Consider the following 24881-nt stretch of genomic DNA (forward strand, 5'->3'; position numbering starts at 1 on the left):
AGTGGGCTTTGGTAAAACATATGGCAAATTCAGGCATTAACATAGCTCTTAGCGAAGAAACTTTAAAGCATCTTGCTGAATTATCTGAATTTACTAAACAGCCCGTTCAAGAATTAGCAGGAAAACTATTTAGAGAAGCAGTTGAGCTTGAAATGGAGGATTTTTTAGTATCTAAAATTTCTGATGAGCGTGATGTTGAAGGTGCAGAAACAGTTGATTTTGAAGATATTAAGTGGGATTAGAGCGTTACAAGGTTAAGTCTCTAAAGAGTGTTGTTGAAAAAGATTTACCAAACCTTCCAAAGATAATAAGGCTAAGAGTTCAAAAGGCTATAAAAGAACGTCTTACAGTTGACCCAATAAATTTTGGTGAACCACTACATCATAACTTAAAAGGATGTAGAAGGCTAAGAGTTGGTGACTATCGTGTAATTTACAGAGTAAATCAATTAGATCATATAGTAACTATCACAGAGATAGGACATAGAGATGATATTTATAAGAAATAAATATCAACATTAATATATATTATACACCCCTCCTTCCTTGTCCATTCTCTACTTTAGGTGGCTTTGCGCAGCTCAAAAAATGAAGTTTTTTTTGGTTCAGCAAAAACAACATTTTGAGTTTGAAAAGGCTAAATACTTGTCTTTTATATAACTTTCGTGTAATAGATATGTATGCATCCAATCATATATCTACTCAATACGTTACTTGATCTTTATAGCTTCATTCTAATATGTTGGGTTGTCCTAAACTGGCTGGTTAAACTTAATATGGTGAACATATATAATGAAACTGTCAGTAGCATAATGCACATCTTGAACCAATTGACATATCCACCACTAAAGATTATTAGAAGATATATACCACCGTTCAACGGATTAGATTTATCTATAATGATATTGCTAATAACAATTCACTTTGTAAAATATACAGTAGCTTACTACTTTAGGTAGATGTTAAAAAAATATCTAAAATCAGCAATATATCTATCCCTTTTAATATATATATATATATCAGTTTTTAGCTATAACTATAAAGATCCTTCCTTAAACACAGCTACAAATGAGGAAGTGACAAATTTAGGTGGAATAGTAAGTTCATATTTAGCTGATATATTGGTTCAATTTCTTGGATTAACTAGTGTTACAATAGCTACAACCATAGTTTACTTGTTGATCTTCAGGCCATCAAAAAGGCTGCTAAAAATTCTCTATTTAATATTAATCAATTTAGGGATATGTGCTATACTACCACAACTTTCGCTAGGCATCACTGCAAGGTACAGACACAGTGGAATAATAGGGAATGCACTAATTAATAACTGCCCGTTTTATATATTTGTGATAGTAACATCAATAGGTCTTGTAGGATCTGTTGGTTGGAAGAGAACAATTTACTCTCTATTCTTCTTATGTAAAAAAATAGCTTGCTTATTTGTAAATGTTCCATTCTTCAGATCACATAAAACTACTGAGTATTCAATTGCACCATTAGTAGTAGAAGAAAAACATAGAACTAAAATCACTACTAAACAACAACCAAAAGAAAGACAGAAAAAAGCTACCGAGGAGGTTTTAAGTGAGTTTAAGTTTCCAAGTATCCATTTACTTTCTAAAGCAGAAGAGTCTTTGCAGAGAAAACAGCTAAATGAAATGGAGAGCAATAAAAATTTATCTCTGCTGGAACAAGTCCTGAGTGATTTTGGCGTGCAAGGAAAAATTATCAGTGTATGCTATGGGCCGGTTGTGACTTTGTACAAACTTGAACCACAAGCTGGCACGAAATCTGCAAGAGTAATTGGCCTTGCAGATGACATTGCACGTTCGATGAGTGCACTCTCTGCACGTATTTCAATAATTCGTGGGCAAAATGCTATGGGAATAGAGTTGCCGAACAAGGAACGGGAAATTGTAATGCTGCGTGATTTGCTTGAATCCCCAGAATACCAAAATGCAAACTTAAATCTCCCAATTGCGCTTGGCAAAGAAATAAGTGGAAAACCAGTTATTGCAGATCTAACTAAAATGCCCCACTTGCTCGTTGCTGGAACCACAGGGTCTGGTAAATCAGTTGCGATTAACACTATGATTCTTTCACTCGTTTATCGATTAAGTCCTGATGAATGTAAGATGATAATGATCGACCCAAAAATGCTTGAGCTTTCAATATATGATGCAATACCGCATCTAATAACGCCAGTGGTAACAGAGCCAAAAAAGGCTGTAGTCGCTCTTAAGTGGATAGTGAAAGAAATGGAAAATCGCTATCGCATGATGTCCTATTTAAATGTGCGCAATGTAATAAACTATAACCAAAGAATCACAGAAGCGATGAATAGTGGAATAGAATTGGAGCGCGTTGTGCAGATTGGCTTTAACTCAACAACAGGCAAACCTCTGTTTGAAAAAATACCAATCAAGATGGAAACATTTCCGTATATTGTAGTGATCGTGGATGAAATGGCAGATTTGATGCTTGTTGCCGGCAAAGAAATAGAGTGCTCTATTCAACGCTTAGCTCAGATGGCTCGTGCTGCAGGAATACACATCATAATGGCAACACAACGCCCATCTGTGGATGTGATCACAGGTGTGATAAAGGCGAACTTTCCAACGAGAATCAGTTTTGCTGTTACTTCTAAGATAGATAGCCGTACAATACTTGGCGAACAAGGGGCTGAACAATTGCTCGGCATGGGTGACATGCTCTATATGGCCTCTGGTGGTAAGATCATTCGAGTTCACGGCCCATTTGTAAGTGATAATGAGGTGCAAGATATAGTTGATCATCTGAAAATGCAAGGTGAGCCAAACTACATGGAGGAAATCACTAAAGAAGATGAAAATTCTTCTACAGAGTCACACGATGAAACGGAGGATGAAGAAAATGACCTCTATAACCAAGCAGTGGCCATCATTCAAAGAGATCAAAAAGTTTCAACCAGTTACATTCAAAGGCAGCTTAGAATAGGCTATAACAGAGCAGCAAACATCGTTGAAAGAATGGAAAAGGAAGGTATTGTCAGCGCTCCAAATTACTCAGGGAAAAGAGAGATATTGGTTGAATAACAATCTTGTAATACCTTAATTTAAGTTTTCGCACTTTCAAAAAGCAAGTCAAACGAAATTATTAAAAGATCAATACATAATGACAATTGATTTAATAATAATTTAAACATTTGGAATGTAAAATTATAATATATTAATTAACTAGGGGGTTAAAAATGGGTATAACTAAATGGGTACTTGGCTTTGATGAGTCAGATATAACAGCATTGCAGGAAAGTCAACAAATTGATGCTGAGCAGTTTGAAAAAGTTTTTGGTGCATTAAAAGAATGGCAAGAAGCTCAAAAGATAGATGCTAAACAGTTTGAAGAGGTATTTAGTGCATTAAAAGAATGGCAAGAAGCTCAAAAGATAGATGTTGAGCAGTTTGAAAAAGTTTTTAGTGCATTAGAAGACAAGATTGGTACTAAGCAGTTTCAAGCTATGCAAGAGCACTTAAACGGCCTGCAAGAAAAAGTGGAAACACTTGCAGAGGCAGTAGCAGATCAACAAAAAATAATGGCAATTTGTATCATAGTCAGTGCTGTTGCCGCAATAGCAATAACTAGTTTTGTTGCATTCTGTATCTATCAGGGAGTTAAGCTTGATAAAGAGAAAAAAAACGACTTATCTAAAGATACGCCAGACGCAAAACTTAATAATGTAGATACTACCGATGGTACTGAAAAACTACAGAATAACTTAAAAGTTGCAAACATATAGCTGCATAACACTTTTCTTGAAAAGGTGTTACGCAACTTGTAACACCTTACTCTTCTCTTAGTCTGCGTAGGTTTTTTTGATAGCAAACATATCACTTTTTAGAAAAATATTTGTATTGTAAAGTTAGTAAAGATTCTGGTTTACTTAAAGTTTGTTAATTGCTATCTTTTAAAACACGATATTTACTATAGCACCATATGCTTAGGGTTTTTTCTAAAATTTTATTTATATTAATGTTTTTGGTTTCTAGCTTTTTTACTGTGCATAGTGCTGAAGCTAAATCTAAGCTCAGTAAGAGATACATACCTCCTGGTAACCCTGGTGGTGCAAACTTTCATACAGATGAGGATTTTGCTGAGTCATATAAACTGTATGAGAAGCGTAGGGAATTGCTCAAGAAAAAAAAATTACAAGATCGAGCTATAAATAAAGAAGATCTAATCAAAAAATTAAAAGAGAAAAAAATTGCTAGTCTTGATAATGAGCCAAATGACATGGAAGCTTGCATAGTCGACGATGAAGAGAGCACTATGATAAATCAGCATGGTATTAATATCGCACGTTTAAGGGGTGCTGTATTTATAGATCAAGAGTCAGTTTTCCAGTATGAAAATAAGCAGCATGAAAGTGAACAACAAGAAGAGAAGAAAGTTACTTCAACACGAGAAAAGAAAGTTTCTCCTATAAATGTCACTATAAAAGAAACTCCATCAAGAAGAACGTGCTCACATGATTCTATTGCTAATTTGGATAACGTAGATGCTTATAGTTTGAATGGTTCAAGTTCATTTGGCAGTGTAGCTGACACAGTAAAATAGTATCACAATATTGGCCATTAATAATATGCTAGATAAAGACCTGATATTGAATGATAATACATATGAATTATCGCAGATTTCCAGGCACAAAACTCATGTTGTAGAAGTTGGAAAAGTAAAGATAGGCGGAAATAATCCTGTAGTTGTACAATCTATGGCGCTTGGCGTGCATATAGATGCTGATAATATAAAAAGTAGCGCAAAACATTATGCAAAAGAGATAACAGAACTAGCGCGTACAGGTTCAGAATTGGTGCGAATTGCCTTGAACTCAGAGGAGGTAGCAAGAGCAATACCTTATATAGTAGAAGAGATAAATAAAGAAGGTTTTGACGGTAAAATATTGGTAGGCTGCGGTCAATATGAGCTAGATAAATTAGTTCAAGATTATCCAGACAACATCAAAATGCTGGGTAAAATTAGAATCAATCCAGGCAATATAGGCTTTGGCGACAAACGTGATGAGAAGTTTGAAAGGGTGATAGAGTATGCAATAATGCACGATCTTCCGGTTAGAATTGGGGTAAATTGGGGTAGTCTTGATAAATACCTTTTGCAAAAATTGATGGATGAAAACTCTTCGCTTAGTAATTCAAGGCCTTCTGATGTTATACTGCGCAAAGCACTTGTAATGTCTGCTCTTGATAGTGCAAAAAAAGCTGAAGAAATTGGTCTAAATTCAAACAAAATAATCATTTCATGTAAAGTTAGCAAAGTACAAGATTTAATTTTAGTTTATATGGCACTTGCAAAATCTTCCAATTATGCGCTGCATTTGGGTTTAACTGAGGCTGGTATGGGCAATAAAGGTGTGGTAAATACCGCAGCAGGGCTTACTTATTTATTGCAAAATGGCATTGGAGATACAATACGGGCTTCTTTGACTCAACGTCCTGGTGAATCGCGTACTAATGAAGTGGTGGTGTGTCAGGAAATATTGCAGTCTATAGGCTTGCGACACTTTAACCCTCAGGTTAATTCATGTCCTGGTTGTGGGCGCACGAGTAGCGATCGTTTTCGTATATTAACTGAAGAGGTGAATGGCTATATAAAAACTCATATGCCGATGTGGAAGAAAAAAAATCCAGGTGTAGAGCATATGAACATTGCTGTTATGGGATGCATAGTAAATGGTCCTGGAGAAAGCAAACACGCAAATTTGGGAATCAGCTTACCTGGATATGGAGAAAAACCTGTTTCAGCAGTCTACAAAAACGGCAAATATTTCAAAACTTTACAAGGTGATAATGTCTCTGAAGAATTTAAGGCAATTATTGATAATTATGTGAAGAAGCATTACACGTAACCTTTCACGGTTAATTAATAGATAAATCGCAAATAAAAAAGAAAATTAAACCTTGTTTTTCTTTTTTCGTTGGGAATGTTCAAAAAAGCATACGCGTCAAGTTAAGGAAATAAAGGTATGAAAGAGATAGAATAATAAGGTATAAGTTCTCCCAGAAATACTTTTAGTGAGAGAACCAATGAATAAAATAACTAGCTTATCAAGAAAGCTCAAAGAATTTTTTAATGAAAAAGCAGACAAAATCTCAATTACAACAAGGTTTATAAAAAGAAAGAGAAAGCTAAAAGGTTCATCGTTCGTAAAAGCCATGGTCTTGGGTAATATAGGGGTTGATAATTGTAGCGTAGAAACAATGTGTCAATTACTAAACGAGGACTCGATAGATATAACAAAACAAGGTTTGGATTTTAGATTTACTGAAGAAGCAGTGGAATTTATGAAAAGGATGTATAATGAATCTGTGCTTCTCTTCAAAAATATCTTGCAAGTTGATTGCAAAATCTTACAGCAATTTAATAGTGTTAAATTATTGGACAGTAGCTATATTACTCTACCTAACAGTATGGAAGAGATGTATAAAGGTTATGGTACTAGCTACAGTGGCTATGAAAGCAATACTAAGTCTGGAATAAAGTTACAATTAGTTTTCGACTACATGAATCAGATAATAGACCAACTTAATTTAACGGAGGGAGTAAGATCAGACCAGGGATATAGGAAACATTTAAGTAATATATTAAGCAATGATTTGCTAATATCTGATCTCGGTTATTTTGTGCCAAGTTCTTTTAAACAAATCAATGAAATAGGAGCTTATTTCATAAGTCGTTATAAATCCGATACCAACATATATGATGTAGAAACAAATCAAAAAATGGAGTTATTAGAATGTTTAGAGGATAAGTTATTTTTAGAAAACGAGGTATTGTTAGGAAAAGAAGCAAAAATTAGAGTAAGAATTATATGTCAGAAACTAACTGAAGAACAGTCTATGGCCAGAAGAAGGAAAGCTAATAGATTAGCAAGATCGCAGGGATATACATCCTCTAAAAGAAATCAAAAATTGTTGAACTGGTCAATATTTATAACTAATGTTCCAGAAAATAAAATTAGTGCTGAGCAAGTATTAACGATTTACAGAGTAAGGTGGCAAATTGAGTTATTATTTAAATTGTATAAAAGCCATATCAGACTTGATAAGCTAAAAGGAAAGCCATGCAGAGTATTATGTGAACTATATGCTAAATTGTGCGCAATTCTTATATTTCACGGCATAGTTGGTTGCACAGAAGTGAAAAAGAATACAGAACTTAGCTTAACAAAGGCATTTATTGAGCTAAAAAGGCGGGTTATAGAGTTATTTTTAGCACTAAAGAATAAAGTTAATAGTTTGAAAGTTTTTCTTAAAAAGCTTACCATAACTTGGTCTCGATTTTCATTAAAAGACAAGTACAGAAAAACTAGAGTATCTACCTTAACTTCCCTGAATTTACTTACAATCTCTTAACTTGACGCGTATGGTTCAAAAAAGTGTGTCAAACCGAAAAAAAAGTAATAAATTGATATAAAAAAAATGGAGGTTTGACTGACCTTACCCAGAAAAAGTGGAGAGAAAGTTTGGAATGTTTTTCACAAAGAGAATGATGAATCAAAATGCTCAGGAATGCAATAGTTAATAGTGACGTTGTTTGTTATAAAAAATTTCTATATATTCAAATATAGCAGTTTTGATATGCTGTTTAGAGTGCCGAGAGGTGTCTATTGGTAACTCCCTTTTTAGAGAACTGAAGAAGCTTTCCACAACAGAATTGTCGTAACAACAACCTTTATAACTCATCTATGTTTTTTATGGATAAGAGATATTGATAACCTTGCGAAGTATATTGTGAACCTTGATCACTATGTAATAGTAGATTTTTGGCAGGTTTACGCTTGTTAACGGCCATTAATAAAGAGTCCATAACCAATTGTTTATTTATTGAACTGCTCATTAACTACCATGCGTGAATATAGATCGATTATTGTTGCCAAATATAGCCATCCTTCTTTGGTTTTTATATAAGTAATCCCATACTTTATTTGGTTGATCGACAATAAAGTTTTGGTCTAATATATTGGGAGCTACTGTCCGTTTGTTGTTTCTTAATTTTAAATTTTCTTCTCAATATAGCCTGAATACCATTTTTCTGCATAATACTTTGCACTGTTTTTAAGTTGCAACTTTTACCCAAAGCCTTCAATTCAGCATGAATTTTAGGAGCTCCATATCTACATTTAGAAACTTGATATATTTTTTGAATAGCTGCGAGTAGCTCTTTATTTGCTGATTCTCTACTGCTTATTTTTCTTGTGGTCCACTTATAGTAGCCACTAGCAGAAAATCCTACATAATTCCTGTACTTTATAGCAGTTACTATATAAAAAAATATTTTACTCTTTTTGACTGGCCAGGGCTTTTTTTTAAATGTCTCTTTCCCTTGTTACTCTTGCTAACTCTCTTTGTAAATCAAACCTCTCTTTGTCGTAAGGAGCCATGTTACCTCTACCTGGAAATGCATCTGCTGCCGACTTTTTTTCGTTGTGTTTCTTTATCCATTTTCCTAATAAACCACCCTTTATTCCTAAATCCTTTGCTGTTTTTGTAATTGTTTGACCTACCTTTCTTTGTTCATTTGCCAGCTTAACAGCTTCCAATTTGAACTCTGCCGTATATTCTCTTGCCATTTCTAATCCTCCAAAATTTTATTTTACCCAAAAAAACTCTTTTCTTTCTCTCCACTTTTTCTGGATAAGGTCACTTGGCAACAGTTGCTCTACTTTCTCCTTCATCCAATGCTTCCATTGCTTCCATTGCTTTTTTCCTTAAGTCGTAACTATACGCTGCTGGCATACAAACCCCTCTACCATAAATCCATTCTTACCTTATTGGGATTATTATGAGAAGAGCTATAACTCTATGGGAGGGAAGCAAAATCTGGGATTCGGCCTTAATGGCATTAGCGTTGCATCAGCTTCACCCTCCCTGTGAGGTATTTTAGCTCTAATGCCTCACATCATAAAGATACAAGTGTCAAGCTACTTGGATGACAGGGGAGGGAGGCACTGGGATGACAGGAGAAGGTAGTGGGATGACACCCTGACAACCGCCATCCCGCTGCTTGTTAGCGGGATCTAGAGATACCGCGAATGAATCGCGGCATGACGTAGGACTGCTTTCATTCCAGTGCTTGACACTGGAATCCAGCCTTTCTGCAATCTCATCGAAACCGTTGTAACCACTTTCTATGCTAGTTTGCTTGTGAGCAACCTGGATTCCAGTGTCAAGCACTGGAATGACACCGTTATAAAGGAACCAGTGTCAGCTACTTGAATGACACAGTCTTTGCTTAAACCCGTAACGTTCGTACATTTTGCTAAAAGTTCAAATATCAACATCATGCACATTAAGTGCATTGCTATTAATAAAATCACGGCGTGGTTCAACTATATCACCCATTAATATTGAAAATATGGAATCAGCTTCTTCACAATCTTTTATTTCAACCTTTAATAAAGTTCTAGCCTCAGGATTTAACGTAGTATCCCATAGCTGATCAGCATTCATTTCACCAAGACCTTTAAATCTCTGCAGAGTTAAACCTTTTTTACCATAGTCCATTATTATTTTTGCAAGCGTACTTGGAGAAGTGATTCTTATTTCAGTTTCTTGTGACTTTAAAAATGAATCACCATTAAATAAATTACTTATACCATCAAGCAAACTTAATATGTTTTGCATATCTTTGCCTTCAAGCATACTAAGTGCAAATATATATTTGTCTGCCAATCCTTGAAACAATTTAGAGATATGAATTTCTTTTTCTTCATCTTTTATTTCCACTTCCCAAGTGTATTCGCTGTACATTAACTTCAAATACTTTAATATCTCATCAGCCGATGATAGAGCATTCTTTTTACTTAAAATTAGCAATGACTCTAAGAGATTTTGTGGTATTTCTCTATCATAATTTTTGCTAATATTAGAAGTGCTAACGCATTTATTCAAAATAAGGCGCAAGTTGTTAAATTCTGTAGCTGTACCACTTAGTGTTAATCCTTTAACTGCTGAGTTTATTATATACTCTTCAAAAGTTTCGTCATCTTTAATATAAGTGTCTTTGGCATTCTTTGTAACTTTATAGAGGGGTGGCTGTGCTATGTATAAGTAACCTTTTTCAATAACTTCACGCATATGTCTAAAAAAGAAAGTTAGAATCAAAGTTCTTATATGTGAACCATCAACATCTGCATCTGTCATGATGATAATTTTATGATATCTAGCTTTTTCAATATCGAAGTGTTCACTCCCTATTCCAGCACCAATTGCAGTAATTAAAGAGCCTATTTCTGCAGATGAAAAAATACGATCTAAACTTACACGTTCTACGTTTAGAATTTTTCCTCTTAAGGCAAGCACTGCTTGTGTTTTACGATTACGCCCCTGCTTTGCAGTACCACCTGCTGAATTACCCTCTACTATAAATAATTCCGATAACTCAGGAGCTTTTTCCTGACAATCAGCAAGCTTTCCTGGCAGAGTTGCAATATCAATATTGTTTTTGCTTTTAACTAGCTCGCGCGCTTTTCTTGCAGCTTCTCTTCCTTTTGCTGACCTGATTGCTCTTTCTACTATGCTTGCTGCCAATTTGGGATCAGTTTCAAGGATTGTGCTCAATTTATCAGAAACTATACTTTCTACAACTGCACGTGCTTCAGAACTAACTAGTTTATCTTTTGTTTGTGAAGAAAACTTAGGATCAGGCATCTTAAGAGATAAAACACAAGTTAAACCTTCTCTAACGTCCTCTCCAGTTAAATTTACTTTTGCTTTCTTTAAAAACCCTTCATTAGTTGCATAGGTATTGATACATCTAGTTAGTGCAGATCTAAATCCTGCCAAATGCGTACCACCATCTCGTTGCCGTATATTATTAGTGAAACACAACATATTCTCATAGTAGGAATCATTCCATTCCATCGATATTTCCAAGCTGATGCCAAGATCTTCTGCATCTCCTTTCATACTGGCAATTTTAGTTACATGTGTCTTATTCTTATCTAAATACTGCACAAAATTTGCTGTACCAAAATTGTCTTTAGATTGATTGCTCTGATTGAAATGAGATTCTGTATATGGTTCATTGCGCAGATCACGTAAAGTAATGTCGATATTTGAATTTAAAAATGCTAATTCTCTTATACGACTTTCAAGCGTTGAGTAACTGAAATTAATGCCATTAAAAGTCTCTGTTGATGGCATGAACGTGACTTTAGTTCCTCTTTTGTTTGTATTTTCGTTGACTACCTTTAAAGGTTCAATAGACTCACCATCTTCAAAACGCATAAAGTGTTCTTTCTTATTGCGCCAAATAATTAATTCCAACCAGCTTGATAATGCATTCACAACTGAGATTCCAACACCATGTAATCCCCCAGAAACTTTATAGGTATTGCTGTCAAATTTACCACCAGCATGGAGTTGAGTCATTATTACCTCTGCTGCTGATATTCCTTCTTCTTCATGAATGTCAGTTGGAATGCCACGACCATTGTCGGTTACTGATACTGAACCATCTTTATTTATGCTAACTTCAATTTTATCACAATACCCAGCTAAAGATTCATCTATTGCGTTATCAACAACCTCATATACCATGTGGTGCAAGCCAGATCCATCGTCAGTGTCACCAATGTACATACCTGGACGTTTCCTTACAGCATCAAGACCCCTTAAGATTTTTATTGCATCGGCATTATAACTATTTTCCATGGTATTGCTTCGTTTATGAATGTTAATTAATATTACATTCATATATGCTGATTAGCAACATTTTTAAACTGATAACCCATATTAAAAGCACAACTTTACGAATGTTTATTTTTGAAGACAGCAAATAGTGTCATTCCAATGTGTCTTCCATAACTGTACGAACATTCATTTTTGAAGGTAAATTGCACAACAGATGATGTCATTCCAGTGCTTGACACTGGAATGGCTTTGTTGCATCGCTAGCTATGATGGATTAAAGATAAAAAAGATGGAGAATATCAGTAGCTTATTATTCTGGTATTTATAACAAGAACGGTCAGTGAATACCTAAATTTGAGTAAAAGAAATTTCACTACCACTCACTAATCCGGCTAAAATTCAAGAATTTCAATGCTTTAGCTATTTTCAATAGAATTAAATTTATTAATGTAAATAATAAATTACTATTCTTAAATTTGATCAGATTGATTGCAAAAAAACAAGATTTTCAATAGGTTACTTATAATCCTAACTATAGTTAGCCTTTCATAAGTAGCGATGCAACAAAGCCCACTGGAATCCAGAAATTTTGCTTATAACTGAGCTGATGAGCTAAAGGTAGTTGTCTTACGCTAAAACAAACGTTTTTAATTAAGTTGCATAGAAGCTGGATCCCAGTGTCTGGGCACTGGGATGACACCCCACTGGTGGGAATTGCTCCCAAACTACAACGTTCGTACAGTTGTGTGTGTCTTCCCATGGAGATTGCTCTCAAATCATAATGCTCATGCAGTTGCATGCTCGACTAATTAACAGAAAAATCTATAATTCAGTTTACGTATTTTCTTATCTCAGCCAAAATCTTATCAGATTGACTTTTGTCTGAATTTAAATCAGCTGCAAAGTGTGTAACATATTTTCCTCCAGGGCCAATAAGGTACATTATTGAAGAATGGTTGATTTCTTCTTCTCCACCAACTTTGCTAGCATATACTTTATACTTTGCAATTACTTCGTCTATTTTTTCTCTTTCACCAGTTAACATTTGTATTCTGTGGTCAAATTGCTGCTGAAATTCTTTAAGTCTTTCCGTGCTATCGCGCTCAGGATCGACTGTGATGAAGAATGTTTGTAGCTTGTTGTTAGTTTTCTCATCTAACTTTGCAAGTGTTTCTGAAATTATTCCAAGGTTCATAGGGCAAATTCTTTTGCATGAGGAAAACCCAAAGAAAATCATCATGTATTTATCTTTAAAATCACTACTGCGCAAGATCTGTCCGTCCTGATTAATTAAAGAAAAATCTCCGCCTATCTTAACTTCTGCGTTGTGAATCGCTGCTGGGGCAAATATGCCTTTTTTAGTGAAACAACAATAACCTAAAAAAACAACTGCTAATGCTGCTAGCACATTAGATAATAATCTTATAAACCTTACCATTAGAATGCTCTCAGTAAAATTGAATTGTATCTTTATTGGTTAACCTATTCAATATATTTATTCCAAAGTGTATTGTTAATTTTGTCTAACAGTTTCTTATGTTCATCAATTTCTTCACTATTTGGTAAATGTTCTCTGGGAGTTAGATTACGTACTTTATGCTGAACGAATGTGGAGTTACTGTCCTGATTGCATTCATTATCAAACAGAAAGGTTTGTAACCCTCCTGTAAGTTCAACATATACCTTTGCAAGCAATTGAGCATCAACTAGTGCTCCGTGCAATTCTCTATTCTCTAGCGATATATCAAAACGCTTACATAATGCATTCAAAGAAGCAGGTGATCCTGCGAATTTTTTCCTCGCAAGAGGTAATGTATCTAGCACTCTGTCTGAGGAAATTAACCTAGCATTCAGCTTGCTTAACTCCATGTTAAGGAACTTAACATCGAATTCAGCGTTGTGAATTACCAAAATATCATTAGATATAAAGTCAAGAAATTCAAGTGCAACATCTGAAAATAATGGTTTATCTTCTAAAAATTCTTCACTAATACCGTGAATCTTAAACGAGTGATAAGGTATATCTCTTTCTGGGTTAAGGTACCGATGGAATACTTTACCTGTTGGAATGCGGTTAATTAATTCCACACACCCTATTTCAATAATTCGATGACCAGATTCAGTGTCAAGACCTGTCGTTTCAGTGTCAAGTACTATTTCGCGTAGCTTGCTTTCCATTTCAAATAAAACTCATCTTACTTATCATTTGTCTTATCGTTACTTGTCTTTTTATAGTGAATAGAAACAAGCAACCAGCTTGGGTCTGATGAATTAACATTTTTTTTGAATTGCCATACATCCTCAACTTTATTCATAGTGGATGTACTACCTGATATTATATCTCCTTCATTGTTCTTAACGAAGTTAATTTGCTCTGAAAGGAAATATACTGCAATAAACACTGCGTTTTTTACTAGCTTTATTTCTAAAATCTTTTGTGAAACGATAGAAACAATTATAGACTCGTCCACCTCTTTACGATGTTTAATCTTCTCTGCAAAATTATCATATAAGTCTTTATCGAGAAGTGGTTTTAACTGAGACAAATTTCCTTGATTGAAACATTTTATTATTAATTCAAAAGCTATGCTTGAACCTTCTATAAAGTGGGAAATAGAAAAATCTTTGTTTTTTTTTAATATTTGTTTATAAGTAACTTTTATTGAATTTTCATCATTGCTATCAATGTAACCCTCAATGTTTTCTACTACATCTTCTCTACTTCGGCTTACATCCAATACATTAGTTAGCTTTTTTAGGTTGAGGTTGGCTGACCTTCCTAAAGAATTATACAAACGTGAAAAAATGAACGCCGCTAATAAAGCATATATTACAAGCTCTATCATAGTAACTCAACTCCTTGGCATATAAAGTATCCGAACATTATTAATTATTAATGAAAATATGTTTTTCATATCAACTTATAATCAGGTTTGCTATTCGTTTGTAAATGAATATATTATATAAGAAAGTATTAAATATCTCAACTTAATTAAAGGAGACGTAAGAAATGCCACAACAAAAAATGAGAATTCACGGTCAATATGTTAAAGATCTATCATTTGAGAATCCGAATTCGCCATTCCTTTCTTCTAGTAAAGCCCCAGATATTAATGTAATGGTTAATATCAATTCAGCAAAATTAGAAGGGACGAAAAACAAAGAAGAAGTGAATGAAGAAAAATCTTTTCATGAAATTACTTTGCATATAGAAGTCAAAGCAACGGTAAAAGATGAAGGCATAAAAGATGGTGTAGCTTTCATTTGTGAGACGAAATATTGTGGCATTTTTTCAATAGAAAATTTAAAAGAGTTGAGTGAGGAAGAGGTAAGACAAGCTTTGTTTATTGGCGGACCTACTTTTCTTTTCCCTTTTGCAAGAGAAATAATTGCAAGAGTGACAAGTAGTGGTGGATTTCCCCCACTGATGCTAGATCCTATAGATTTTGAAACTATGTATGAGCAGCAAGGTCAACAACAAAAAAGTAACGGTAGTAATTCCAATTTTAACTAATATAGTGTGATAGGATGAACAATTCTTTAAATGCAAAAACGACTTTAAACATTGACGGGAAGTCATACAACTATTTTAGCCTAAGTAGTGCTAGTGAATTTTTAGGAATAGATGTGACTAAATTGCCTTGCTCACTTAAGGTTCTGCTTGAAAGTTTATTGCGCAATGAAGATGGAGTAAACGTAAAGCTAGATGACATAAGAGTACTAGCAGACTGCGTTAATAAACACACTAATCACGAAATTAGCTATAAACCAGCAAGGGTGTTGATGCAAGATTTTACAGGGGTTCCTGCTGTTGTTGATCTAGCTTCAATGCGGGACTATGTTAAGAAAAATGGAGGAAACCCAAGCAATATAAATCCGTCTGTACCGGTTGATCTTGTGATTGACCATTCTGTTCAAGTAGATAGTTATGGAAGTGTTTCCGCATTCAGTAAGAATGTTGAGTTAGAAGTAAAAAGAAATTTGGAGAGATATCAATTTTTAAAGTGGGGAGAATCGTCCTTCACAAATTTTAGAGTAGTGCCGCCTGGCACAGGGATTTGCCACCAAGTGAACCTTGAATATTTAGCGCAAGTTGTGTGTAATAATGATGGAGTCATATATCCTGATACTTTAGTTGGTACTGACAGCCATACTACAATGGTTAACGGGTTATCAGTTCTTGGTTGGGGTGTTGGAGGCATAGAAGCTGAGTCTGTGATGCTTGGTCAACCAATTAGTATGGTGATTCCAGAAGTAGTTGGATTTAAATTAATTGGCAGACTGCCGGAAGGAGTAACTGCGACTGATTTAGTGCTGACGGTTACCAATATCCTAAGAACAAAAGGCGTTGTTGGTAAGTTTGTAGAATTTTATGGTGATGGTTTAGATTATTTATCTTTGGCAGATAGAGCCACTATAGCAAACATGGCCCCAGAGTATGGTGCAACTTGTGGGTTTTTTCCAATTGATCAGAAAACACTCGATTATTTACATTTAACAGGGCGACCAGAAAAGCTGATTAAGTTAGTTGAGGCTTATGCGAAAGAGCAAGGATTGTGGCGTGGCAATAATGAGTTAGCATTTTTTGACGCACTAGAACTTGATTTATCGAGCGTGAAGCCAGTAATGGCTGGTCCTAAAAGACCACAAGATAAGGTTTTTCTTTCACAAGTGGCAGAGTCTTTTTCTAAATCATTTTCAGTTAATGAGTCAAAGGAAAGCGATAAACTCCAAGATGGAAGTGTAGTTATTGCAGCAATAACAAGCTGCACTAATACTTCAAATCCAAGTGTGATGATTGCTGCAGGTCTTATAGCTCGTAATGCAATTAAACTTGGATTAAAATCAAAGCCTTGGGTTAAAACTTCTCTTGCTCCAGGGTCACAAGTTGTAACAGAATATTTAGAAAAGTCTGGATTGCAGGTAGATCTAAATGCTTTGGGTTTTAATCTAGTTGGATATGGTTGCACAACTTGCATTGGGAATTCTGGTCCACTTAATAAAGATATAGAAGATGGCATTAAAAACAAAAACTTAACCGTTGCTGCAGTTTTATCTGGCAATCGTAACTTTGAAGGAAGAATTCATCCGTTAGTCAAAGCTAATTACTTGGCATCTCCGCCACTTGTTGTTGCATATGCACTTGCTGGTACTGTGCAAATTGATCTGACAAAAGATTCAATATGCAAAGATAAGAATGGAAATGATGTCTATCTCAAAGATATATGGCCAACAAACAATGAAATCGAAGATTGTGTTAAAAGTGTGGTAACACGTGAGATGTTTATACAAAAGTATAAGGATGTTTTTTCTGGTGATGAACATTGGCGGAAGATAAAGTGTGAAAAAAGTGAAATCTATAATTGGGATGCAAACAGTACTTACATACAAAATCCGCCTTATTTTGATAACTTATCACCTAAAAATAATAAAATCGATATAAAGGGTGCACAAATATTAGCAATGTTTGGCGATAGCATAACTACTGATCATATTTCCCCTGCGGGAAATATTGCCTCGAGTAGTCCTGCCGGTCTATATTTAAAAGGGCTTGGAATTGAACCACGGGATTTCAATTCATACGGGTCTCGCCGTGGTAATCACAATGTAATGATGCGTGGGACTTTTGCTAACATTAGAATAAAAAATGAAATGGTTAGCACCGAAGGTGGATATACAAAATATATTCCTTCTCAAGAAACTATGCCAATTTTTGATGCGGCGATGCGCTACAAGGAAGCTCTCATCATTGTGGCAGGAAAGGAGTATGGCACAGGTTCAAGTAGGGATTGGGCAGCAAAGGGTACTTTATTGTTGGGGATTAAAGTTGTAATTGCAGAAAGCTTTGAGCGTATACATAGGTCCAACTTAGTTGGTATGGGTGTTCTTCCACTTATATTCCAAAATGGAATAACCAGAAAGATATTTGATGGTAGTAAGGTAATAAGCATAAAAGGTGAAGTAGTGCCAGGTGGAAATCTAGAATGTATCATCAAAGGAAAGGATAATTCTGAACAATCAATTCAACTCAAATGCTGTGTACAAACCGCAACTGAGACTAAATACTTGATGTGTGGTGGAGTGTTGAGCTACATACTTGCACAATCTTTTTGATTTAGTGAAGTTATTGCATGGACTTCTTTTAGCCAGCCCTGATCCCTTTGTAAATAGCAATTTGCTCTGCGCAAAGTTATGATATAATTTCACCATACATATGGTGTCGGAGTATTTTTTGGAGATAATTATATATGATAAGCTCTATACAAGAACCTAATGAACTCAGAAAACGTTTACAAGGATTTTATCGTACTGATGAAAAGAGTTATATACGTTATCTTGTAGAAAAAGCAGAGCTTTCGGCTGATTCAAAAAATAGAATTTATAATATTGCAAAACAAGTTATTGAAAAAATCAAACACAATAAATTAAGTATTGTAGATTCCTTTATGCAGCAATACTCGCTTTCCAATGATGAAGGAATAGCATTGATGTGCCTTGCTGAATCACTACTTAGAATACCAGATGATTATACAATAGACGAAATAATCAAAGATAAAATTGCCAATCAGGAATGGAATAAATATTTAGGGCACTCTTCTTCGTTGTTTGTCAATGCTTCCACATGGAGCTTGATGATAGGTAGCAGTATATTGAGAGATAATGAAGGCGATTCGAAGTTCTATTACGCAATTTCTAAGTTACTTAAGAATTTAGGAGAACCGATCATTCGCAAAGCAGTAAAACAAGCAATGTCTATGCTTGGTAATCATTTTGTTGTTGGAGAAACCATAGAAGAAGCTTTAAGGTATGCAAAACTAGATGACAATAGTAAGTTTTTATACTCTTTTGATATGCTTGGCGAAACTGCTCACACAGCTGAAGATGCAGAAGAGTATTTTAATTCATACATGCACTCAATAAAAGCTATAGGTGAATCCACTGAAATAAATGATTGTTTTAAATCGCATGGAGTTTCAATCAAATTGTCTGCGTTACATCCATGTTATGAATTTGGTCAATTCGATAATATAGCTGAAGAGTTGAGAGCTAAACTGCTAGAGCTTTGTCATGAAGCAAAAAAATACAACATTTCATTATGCATAGATGCAGAAGAAACAGAAAGGCTTGAAATGTCCTTAATCTTGTTTGAACAATTACGGCTTGATGAATCACTTTCTGAGTGGGAAGGGCTTGGCTTGGCTGTGCAAGCATATCAAAAGCGCGCTTTATCTGTTCTTGACTTTGTTGAAGATGTTGCTATCCGATCAAAGCACAAAATTATGGTGAGGCTTGTAAAAGGTGCATATTGGGATTCAGAAATCAAGCGTACGCAAGAATTGGGATTAAATGATTACTCAGTATTTACAAGAAAAAGCTATACTGACGTATCTTACTTCGTGTGCGCACAGAAACTTTTGAGTAAACCAAACAGCTTTTACCCATGCTTTGGAACTCATAACGTCTATACTTTTGCTTCTATCATGGAACTTGCTGATAAAAACCACCCTGGATTTGAATTTCAACGCTTACATGGAATGGCAAAAGACTTATATGATTATGCAATGTCAGAGCTTGCAACAAATGTTAGCTGTCGTGTCTACGCACCCGTTGGGGAACATAGTGACTTGTTGCCTTATCTTATAAGACGCCTTCTTGAAAATGGAGCTAATAGTTCGTTTGTTAATCAAATAAGTGATCCTAACGTTAAAATCGATGAGTTAATTTCAGATCCACTGGAAAAAGCTATAAATTTTAATTATGAACCTCATCCAGGCATTCCATTACCACAAGATATTTTGGGACCAGAAAGAAAAAATTCCTTGGGGATGGATATTAGTGATTCTGTGATAGTCTCACAATTTGCAGATGATATAAAGGGTTTTAGTGAAAAAAAGTGGCAAATTGGACCAATAATTGATGGAAAAGCACTATTTGATAATGCTGAATTTATCGAAGTAGTGAATCCTACACATTTGGAAAATGTAATTGGAGAAGTGTCAAGTGCAACAAGCGATCAAGCTTTAAACGCTCTTGAAATAGCACACAGTGCTTTTGCTAAGTGGCAGAATGTTTCAGCAGAAGAGCGCGCTAAATGCCTTGAAAAAGCTGCAGATTTGCTTGAGGAAAGGATGAAAGAGTTAATTTACATTCTGATTGTGGAAGCAGGAAAAATTTTATCCGATGCAATAGCAGAAGTAAGAGAGGCAATCGACTTTCTGCGTTATTATGCAATGATAGCAAAAAATGAACTGAGCGACTGGAAAAAATTGCCGGGCCCAACAGGTGAAGATAACTTCATCTTTTTTGAAGGCAGAGGAGTTTTCTTATGCATATCACCGTGGAATTTTCCGCTCGCTATCTTCATTGGGCAGGTCTCAGCTGCACTTGCAGCAGGTAATGCAGTGCTGGCAAAACCGGCAGAGCAAACGCCGATTATTGCCTACGAAGCTGTTAAGATACTACATGAAGCTGGGATACCAAAGAATGTGTTACACCTCATTCCTGGGGATGGTGGATATTTAGGCAAAATATTAGTTCCAGACAATAGAATTGCCGGAGTAGCTTTTACTGGCTCAACACAAACTGCTCAAATAATCAATAAAATGCTTGCAAATAGGGATGGTCCTATTGTGCCACTTATTGCTGAAACAGGAGGGCTCAATGCTATGATAGTTGATAGCTCTGCTCTTTTAGAGCAAGTGGCTATGGATGCTTTGCTTTCTGCGTTTCGTAGCAGTGGTCAACGCTGTTCTGCACTTAGAGTGCTGTTTATTCAAGAGGACATAGCAGAGAAGCAGATAAAAATGATATGCGGTGCAGCGCAAGAACTCAAGATTGGTGACCCAATACAACTTAGTACTGATATTGGTCCAATAATTGACAAAGCATCTATCGATATGCTAACTCAACATACGCAAAAAATGTCAGAGGACGAAGATTCAAATCTGTTATTTAAAGTACCCATGGATACAAATTCTCATAATGGTTATTTCTTTCCTCCATATATTTATGAGATACAAAAAATTTCGCAATTAAAGCAAGAAGTATTTGGTCCTATTTTACATATCATACGTTTTAACAAGTCACAATTAAATGAAGTTATAAGTGATATAAATAGTACTGGATATGGGCTTACGTTTTCTTTGCAGAGTCGTATACAAAGTCAAATTGACACTATAAGTAAAAAAATATCAGTTGGAAATGTCTACATCAACCGTAACCAGATAGGTGCAGCAGTTGGGATACAACCATTTGGTGGTAGAGGACTATCTGGCACTGGGCCAAAAGCTGGTGGTCCTCATTATTTACAGCGTTTTTCTACAGAAAAAGTTGTAAGTGTTAACACTACAGCATTTGGTGGTAACACTACACTTATGTGTTTGGATTAATTTGCGGGCCCTAATTTTTCTTACCCCTAAACTAGACGTTCGTGCAGTTATGTACACAGCGCTAAAACCCGAAAAGGACCAGCTCATGCACTGAAATAAATCGTATCCGTTCAGCCAATGGCGTCAACTTAAGAACTTTCATTAGCAAACTCTCCTAAAGACATGATGGCGTTTAGGCTTATCTACTTTATTGCGGCTGTCCCGGTCGGATTTTAACTTTAGCGCGTATACTTAAAAAGGGCTTGAAAGTTTTTTGGCGCAATAAGTACCTGATAGAGTTTCTGTCTCATTACACTAAATAAAACTGAAAAATTTAAACGATACTCAGTAATTTGATCTGGGTTCCAAGGCCCTTGTGCATCACATATATGAAGCGATAATATATTGCACATGACCAAGTTTGCCCAAAATTCTTGTAATACAGCCTCTCCAGAAAAATTCTCTAACTCTGCTCCTACTTTGAGTCGTTTATAGCACTCCTCTATGTGCCACCTTAACACATAAGCTTTGCTCCAAAGTCTCGGTCAAAAACTCTGTTTCTCAGTTGGCTAATGTCAGCACTATAACTCTTACTTTCTGTCCTTTCATTTTATTTTTTAGCTTTTCATTTTCTAATATAAAATCAAAATCTAATTCGCCAGCGTTCCCATAGCTTACTATAATTTCTTTAATTTCTTTTTGCAAGCGAAAAATAAAATCTACTTCCAAATTATAATGCTGCTGAATGAATTTTACTGAAGACGATCATAGATAAATAATAATTTCTCTTGATTTAATAAACGCATTTGAGTGATAACTTCGGGTAATTGCTCTGCCGCCAACGTTTGTTCACCTATATTCCAAGCTGCAAGACGAGCACTGCAAATCAGCGAAGTACACAAATCAACAAACAAATTGCCAATGGTGCCTGTTGTTCCATTTGGTTCAAACTCGGATACAATTTCCCCAGAGCTGGGTAATCTCATACCAGAACCATCTGCTGCAATAAGTCTATAGCCTCTCCAACTCAGGTTCATCCTGATAGGCTCTTTGGATGCTTAAATTCTTGAAAGCCTGTATGGCAAATCTTATATCTTGCTTTAGAAAAAGCTTGCTTTGAGGGTACATGTCAATGGCTCCATAAGTTCACATTCTATTCCCAAACTTTTTTTAACTAACTTTAAAATCATAGAAAATACTGTCGAAAAAGGAAGTTTTCTTGTTCGTGTAAAACTCAACACAATGGATTTTCTGAAAAGTTTTCGAGTATATTATATTTTTAATTTGTAGAATAAGGTTTTTTCCTTTTTGCATATTTCACCTAAAAAGGACACATTTTAGACTTCTTTGTTGAAATAAAACAGAAACAAAAGTGCTGTCCCTTGCACTCTTTGGATAATTTAATGATAAAAAATTTGGAGAGAAATTTTATACACAATCTCTGACATTTTTCCTTAAGTTGACGCCATTGTGTGAACGGTTACGGTTTCCCGTCTTCACCATGCTATATAGAAAAAAGTCTGGATTCCAATTTGCATGACAATATGGAGTATCTGCTTCTTTCATCCCAGTGGGATCTTTTATTCCATTTTATCAACAGTTTGTTTTGCAGTATCAAACAATTTTAATCCTATAATCCCGAATGTAACTAAAATAAAGCATATTACTTCGAATAAATTAACTGGTTCATCAAATAGGTAAACTCCAAGTATCGAAGCTCCTATAGCGCCCACTCCAGTCCAAATTGCATAGCATACTCCGATAGGTATAGAACGTGTAGCGAGCGAAAGTAAATATGTACTAAGAGCCATGGAGAGTATGCTAATTATTGATGGTACGAGATGAGTAAATCCATAACCATGCTTAAGTGTTATGACCCAGAACACTTCAATTAGTGACGATAAGAGTAAATATATCCAATTCATGCATAAATTTTTAGGTTTAAATAGAGAGCTTTAGCCCTATGCTTCCTATTACAATTAAAACGATACATAAAACTTGAGATAAATTAATATTCTCTGTGAAAGTGGTTGCACCAATTATAGTTATTCCAATTGTGCATATTCCAGAGGAAACTGCATAGCATACCCTAATAGGTAGAAAGCATGCTGCAAGAGATAAAAAGTAAATGCTAATGATCATAATTACCAATGTTGCAATCGAAGGCACAACTTTAGTAAAACTGTTACTAAACTTTAGCGTTACAGCCCACAGTATCTCTAGGATACTAGACAGCAACAAATACAACCAGCACATTTTCGTAACATTTCAATCTTGTATTGTAACAGAAATTGTTAGTTAAAACTACACTAAAGTGCAATAGATCTCTCTTTCGGAATTGCTTTAATATCAAACTTAAAACAACATCCTAAAAAACTTTTCTACGAAATTCAATTCCTGCACGTCATTTGCTGCATAAAGTGGTGTAGTTTGTTGCTCAATACCTGGTATTTCTACAAAAACTTTGCCCACTTCTTGACCTTTTTTAATGGGTGCAGGTATCATATCTTTATATTCAATACGCACCTTAATTTGGTCATGCAATTTGCGGTTGTAAGTTATGGTAACATCGTTTGCAACTGTAATAGGCACTTTTCTATCTTTTCCATAGAGAACATTTACTTCCTCAACTACGCTGTCTTTAACGAATATTTTCTTAGTGTTAAAATGATTTAAGGAGTATTGTATCAATCTTTTTGCTTCTTCTATTCGCTCTTTCTCAGTGTTTAAACCATTTACGACAGCAAAAATTCTCCTATCATTTCGTTTTGCAGATGCTACAATGCCGTAACCACCAGCATTTGTATAACCGGTTTTTAAGCCATCAACACCAATATCGTGAAAAAGTAGAAGATTTTTATTCTTTTGTACAATTTCATTATATGTCAAATATTGTTCGGAAAATAAATCATAATATTCAGGAAAATCGGTGAAAATCCTTTTTGCCAGCATTACCAAGTCTTTTGCGTTCATAAAATGATCTTCATCTGGCCACCCGCTTGAGTTGACAAAATGACTGTCATTCAGATTCAAATTTTGTGCAACTTCATTCATTTCAGCCACAAAATTCTCTTCTGATCCTGCAATGCCCTCGGCTAGTGTTATGCAGGCATCATTGCCTGAGACTATTGTAATTCCTTCAAGTAATTCCCTCACCGTAACGGATTGACCTTCTTTCAAAAACATAGAAGAGCCTCTCCTTTCCCACGCTTTTCTACTTACTCGAAATTTATCCTCCATGTGTATTATTCCAGCTTTTAGATAATCGAAGGCTATATATAAAGTCATTAGCTTGCTCATTGAAGATGGGGCCATTTTTTCATCAGAATTATGGTCAAAAATGAATGAGTCTGAAGCTAAATCTAAGACTACTGCTTGCTTTGCTTTGGTTCTAAACTGGTATGAGTATGAAGAAAAAGGAAGTATAAAAACTAATAGCAAAATTACCAATCTGCTTAACATATCTATAATTTTAAATTTATAGTGTACTAATTAATAGTATAATTTTACAGGGGCATTTCAATAGATCTCTTGCATAAAAATTCCTTGACAAACCTCGCCAGCCCCCTTACCATGAAACTGAAGCTATTTATTTATCTTCTCTGTACAGATTAAATGACAAAAAAACTCACGTATCTGGCGTCTCATGTTTAATTTTTTGCACTATGTGCACCTTATGTCTTTATAAAATTTTTAGGTTTTTACCTAATATAAGCTAAAATGCGCTTATAAAGCATTTAAAACATAAAAAAACGCCAACTTAAAAAATGGATAGTGAATAACTAGCTACCCTAGGGTTTCTTTTGCCTTTTTTTCTGTTTAGTAAA

General features: G+C 35.1%; 21 protein-coding genes and 2 pseudogenes. 11 read left to right on the forward strand and 12 right to left on the reverse strand.

The window, feature by feature from the left end; genetic code table 11:
- Window positions 1-20 precede the first annotated feature (20 nt).
- From R0F62_RS00245 to R0F62_RS00280, 8 genes are all read left to right on the forward strand, one after another.
- Window positions 21-242: a hypothetical protein gene (locus R0F62_RS00245; protein WP_006279415.1), complete on the forward strand. Its 222-nt coding sequence runs from the start codon at window positions 21-23 to the stop codon at window positions 240-242.
- On the forward strand, window positions 233-508 hold the full coding sequence (locus tag R0F62_RS00250; RefSeq protein WP_007550684.1) for a type II toxin-antitoxin system RelE family toxin: 276 nt from the start codon (window positions 233-235) through the stop codon (window positions 506-508). The genes R0F62_RS00245 and R0F62_RS00250 overlap by 10 nt, the downstream gene beginning before the upstream one ends.
- A gap of 171 nt (window positions 509-679) precedes the next feature.
- Entirely contained in the window at window positions 680-958 is a 279-nt protein-coding gene (locus tag R0F62_RS00255; RefSeq protein ID WP_006279515.1) for a YggT family protein, read from the forward strand.
- Complete coding sequence (locus tag R0F62_RS00260; RefSeq protein ID WP_010962378.1) at window positions 959-3073, forward strand: FtsK/SpoIIIE family DNA translocase; 2115 nt, start codon at window positions 959-961, stop codon at window positions 3071-3073. It abuts the gene before it with no gap.
- A 155-nt stretch (window positions 3074-3228) separates the two neighbouring features.
- A complete protein-coding gene (locus R0F62_RS00265; protein WP_095742623.1) occupies window positions 3229-3774 on the forward strand; it encodes a hypothetical protein in 546 nt (181 codons plus the stop codon).
- Window positions 3775-3971: 197 nt separating this feature from the next.
- Window positions 3972-4592 (forward strand): TRP75-related protein, encoded by a 621-nt coding sequence (locus tag R0F62_RS00270; protein WP_070356736.1) that lies wholly within the window; start codon window positions 3972-3974, stop codon window positions 4590-4592.
- Window positions 4593-4617: 25 nt separating this feature from the next.
- Window positions 4618-5898, forward strand: coding sequence for a flavodoxin-dependent (E)-4-hydroxy-3-methylbut-2-enyl-diphosphate synthase (ispG, locus tag R0F62_RS00275; RefSeq protein ID WP_070356735.1), 1281 nt, complete (start codon window positions 4618-4620; stop codon window positions 5896-5898).
- A gap of 178 nt (window positions 5899-6076) precedes the next feature.
- Window positions 6077-7405 carry an IS4-like element ISWen1 family transposase gene (locus tag R0F62_RS00280; RefSeq protein WP_317051328.1) on the forward strand — a complete coding sequence of 443 codons (1329 nt, stop codon included), beginning with the start codon at window positions 6077-6079 and terminating at the stop codon, window positions 7403-7405.
- Window positions 7406-7527: 122 nt separating this feature from the next.
- Here the strand turns inward: R0F62_RS00280 and R0F62_RS06700 are convergent.
- The 8 genes and pseudogenes from R0F62_RS06700 to R0F62_RS00325 all read right to left on the reverse strand — a co-directional run bounded on the left by R0F62_RS06700 (window position 7528) and on the right by R0F62_RS00325 (window position 14532).
- Window positions 7528-8622 (reverse strand): annotated as a pseudogene (locus tag R0F62_RS06700) (IS3 family transposase).
- Between the two features lie 346 nt (window positions 8623-8968).
- Entirely contained in the window at window positions 8969-9226 is a 258-nt protein-coding gene (locus R0F62_RS00295) for a hypothetical protein (RefSeq protein WP_274979151.1), read from the reverse strand.
- A 93-nt stretch (window positions 9227-9319) separates the two neighbouring features.
- The gene (gyrB, locus tag R0F62_RS00300; RefSeq protein ID WP_274979152.1) at window positions 9320-11707 is read right to left on the reverse strand and encodes a DNA topoisomerase (ATP-hydrolyzing) subunit B; all 2388 of its coding nucleotides are present in this window, start codon (window positions 11705-11707) and stop codon (window positions 9320-9322) included.
- Window positions 11708-11802: 95 nt separating this feature from the next.
- Window positions 11803-11925, reverse strand: coding sequence for a hypothetical protein (locus tag R0F62_RS00305; protein WP_010962370.1), 123 nt, complete (start codon window positions 11923-11925; stop codon window positions 11803-11805).
- A 299-nt stretch (window positions 11926-12224) separates the two neighbouring features.
- Window positions 12225-12485, reverse strand: coding sequence for a hypothetical protein (locus tag R0F62_RS00310; RefSeq protein WP_010962369.1), 261 nt, complete (start codon window positions 12483-12485; stop codon window positions 12225-12227).
- Window positions 12486-12515: 30 nt separating this feature from the next.
- Complete coding sequence (locus R0F62_RS00315; protein ID WP_274979153.1) at window positions 12516-13124, reverse strand: SCO family protein; 609 nt, start codon at window positions 13122-13124, stop codon at window positions 12516-12518.
- Window positions 13125-13168: 44 nt separating this feature from the next.
- Complete coding sequence (dnaQ, locus tag R0F62_RS00320) at window positions 13169-13864, reverse strand: DNA polymerase III subunit epsilon (protein WP_010082574.1); 696 nt, start codon at window positions 13862-13864, stop codon at window positions 13169-13171.
- Between the two features lie 17 nt (window positions 13865-13881).
- Entirely contained in the window at window positions 13882-14532 is a 651-nt protein-coding gene (locus R0F62_RS00325) for a Tim44/TimA family putative adaptor protein (protein ID WP_274979154.1), read from the reverse strand.
- A gap of 164 nt (window positions 14533-14696) precedes the next feature.
- Between R0F62_RS00325 and secB the strand changes: the two genes are divergently transcribed.
- The 3 genes from secB (at window position 14697) to putA (ending at window position 21075) form a co-directional block, all read left to right on the forward strand.
- A complete protein-coding gene (gene secB, locus R0F62_RS00330) occupies window positions 14697-15200 on the forward strand; it encodes a protein-export chaperone SecB (RefSeq protein WP_006279761.1) in 504 nt (167 codons plus the stop codon).
- Between the two features lie 14 nt (window positions 15201-15214).
- Window positions 15215-17800 (forward strand): aconitate hydratase AcnA, encoded by a 2586-nt coding sequence (gene acnA, locus R0F62_RS00335; RefSeq protein ID WP_274979155.1) that lies wholly within the window; start codon window positions 15215-15217, stop codon window positions 17798-17800.
- Between the two features lie 134 nt (window positions 17801-17934).
- Complete coding sequence (gene putA / locus R0F62_RS00340; RefSeq protein ID WP_274979156.1) at window positions 17935-21075, forward strand: bifunctional proline dehydrogenase/L-glutamate gamma-semialdehyde dehydrogenase PutA; 3141 nt, start codon at window positions 17935-17937, stop codon at window positions 21073-21075.
- Between the two features lie 141 nt (window positions 21076-21216).
- Here the strand turns inward: putA and R0F62_RS00345 are convergent.
- The 4 genes and pseudogenes from R0F62_RS00345 to R0F62_RS00360 all read right to left on the reverse strand — a co-directional run bounded on the left by R0F62_RS00345 (window position 21217) and on the right by R0F62_RS00360 (window position 24516).
- A pseudogene (locus R0F62_RS00345) lies at window positions 21217-22368 on the reverse strand (transposase).
- Window positions 22369-22634: 266 nt separating this feature from the next.
- Complete coding sequence (locus R0F62_RS00350) at window positions 22635-22979, reverse strand: DMT family transporter (RefSeq protein WP_274978947.1); 345 nt, start codon at window positions 22977-22979, stop codon at window positions 22635-22637.
- A gap of 16 nt (window positions 22980-22995) precedes the next feature.
- A complete protein-coding gene (locus tag R0F62_RS00355; RefSeq protein WP_010082606.1) occupies window positions 22996-23310 on the reverse strand; it encodes a DMT family transporter in 315 nt (104 codons plus the stop codon).
- 99 nt (window positions 23311-23409) lie between these two features.
- Window positions 23410-24516 (reverse strand): D-alanyl-D-alanine carboxypeptidase family protein, encoded by a 1107-nt coding sequence (locus tag R0F62_RS00360; protein ID WP_010082605.1) that lies wholly within the window; start codon window positions 24514-24516, stop codon window positions 23410-23412.
- Between the last annotated feature and the right edge of the window lie 365 nt (window positions 24517-24881).

It is taken from the genome of Wolbachia endosymbiont of Drosophila aff. chauvacae BK-2020 (genome assembly GCF_032848195.1).
Lineage (GTDB): Bacteria > Pseudomonadota > Alphaproteobacteria > Rickettsiales > Anaplasmataceae > Wolbachia > Wolbachia pipientis.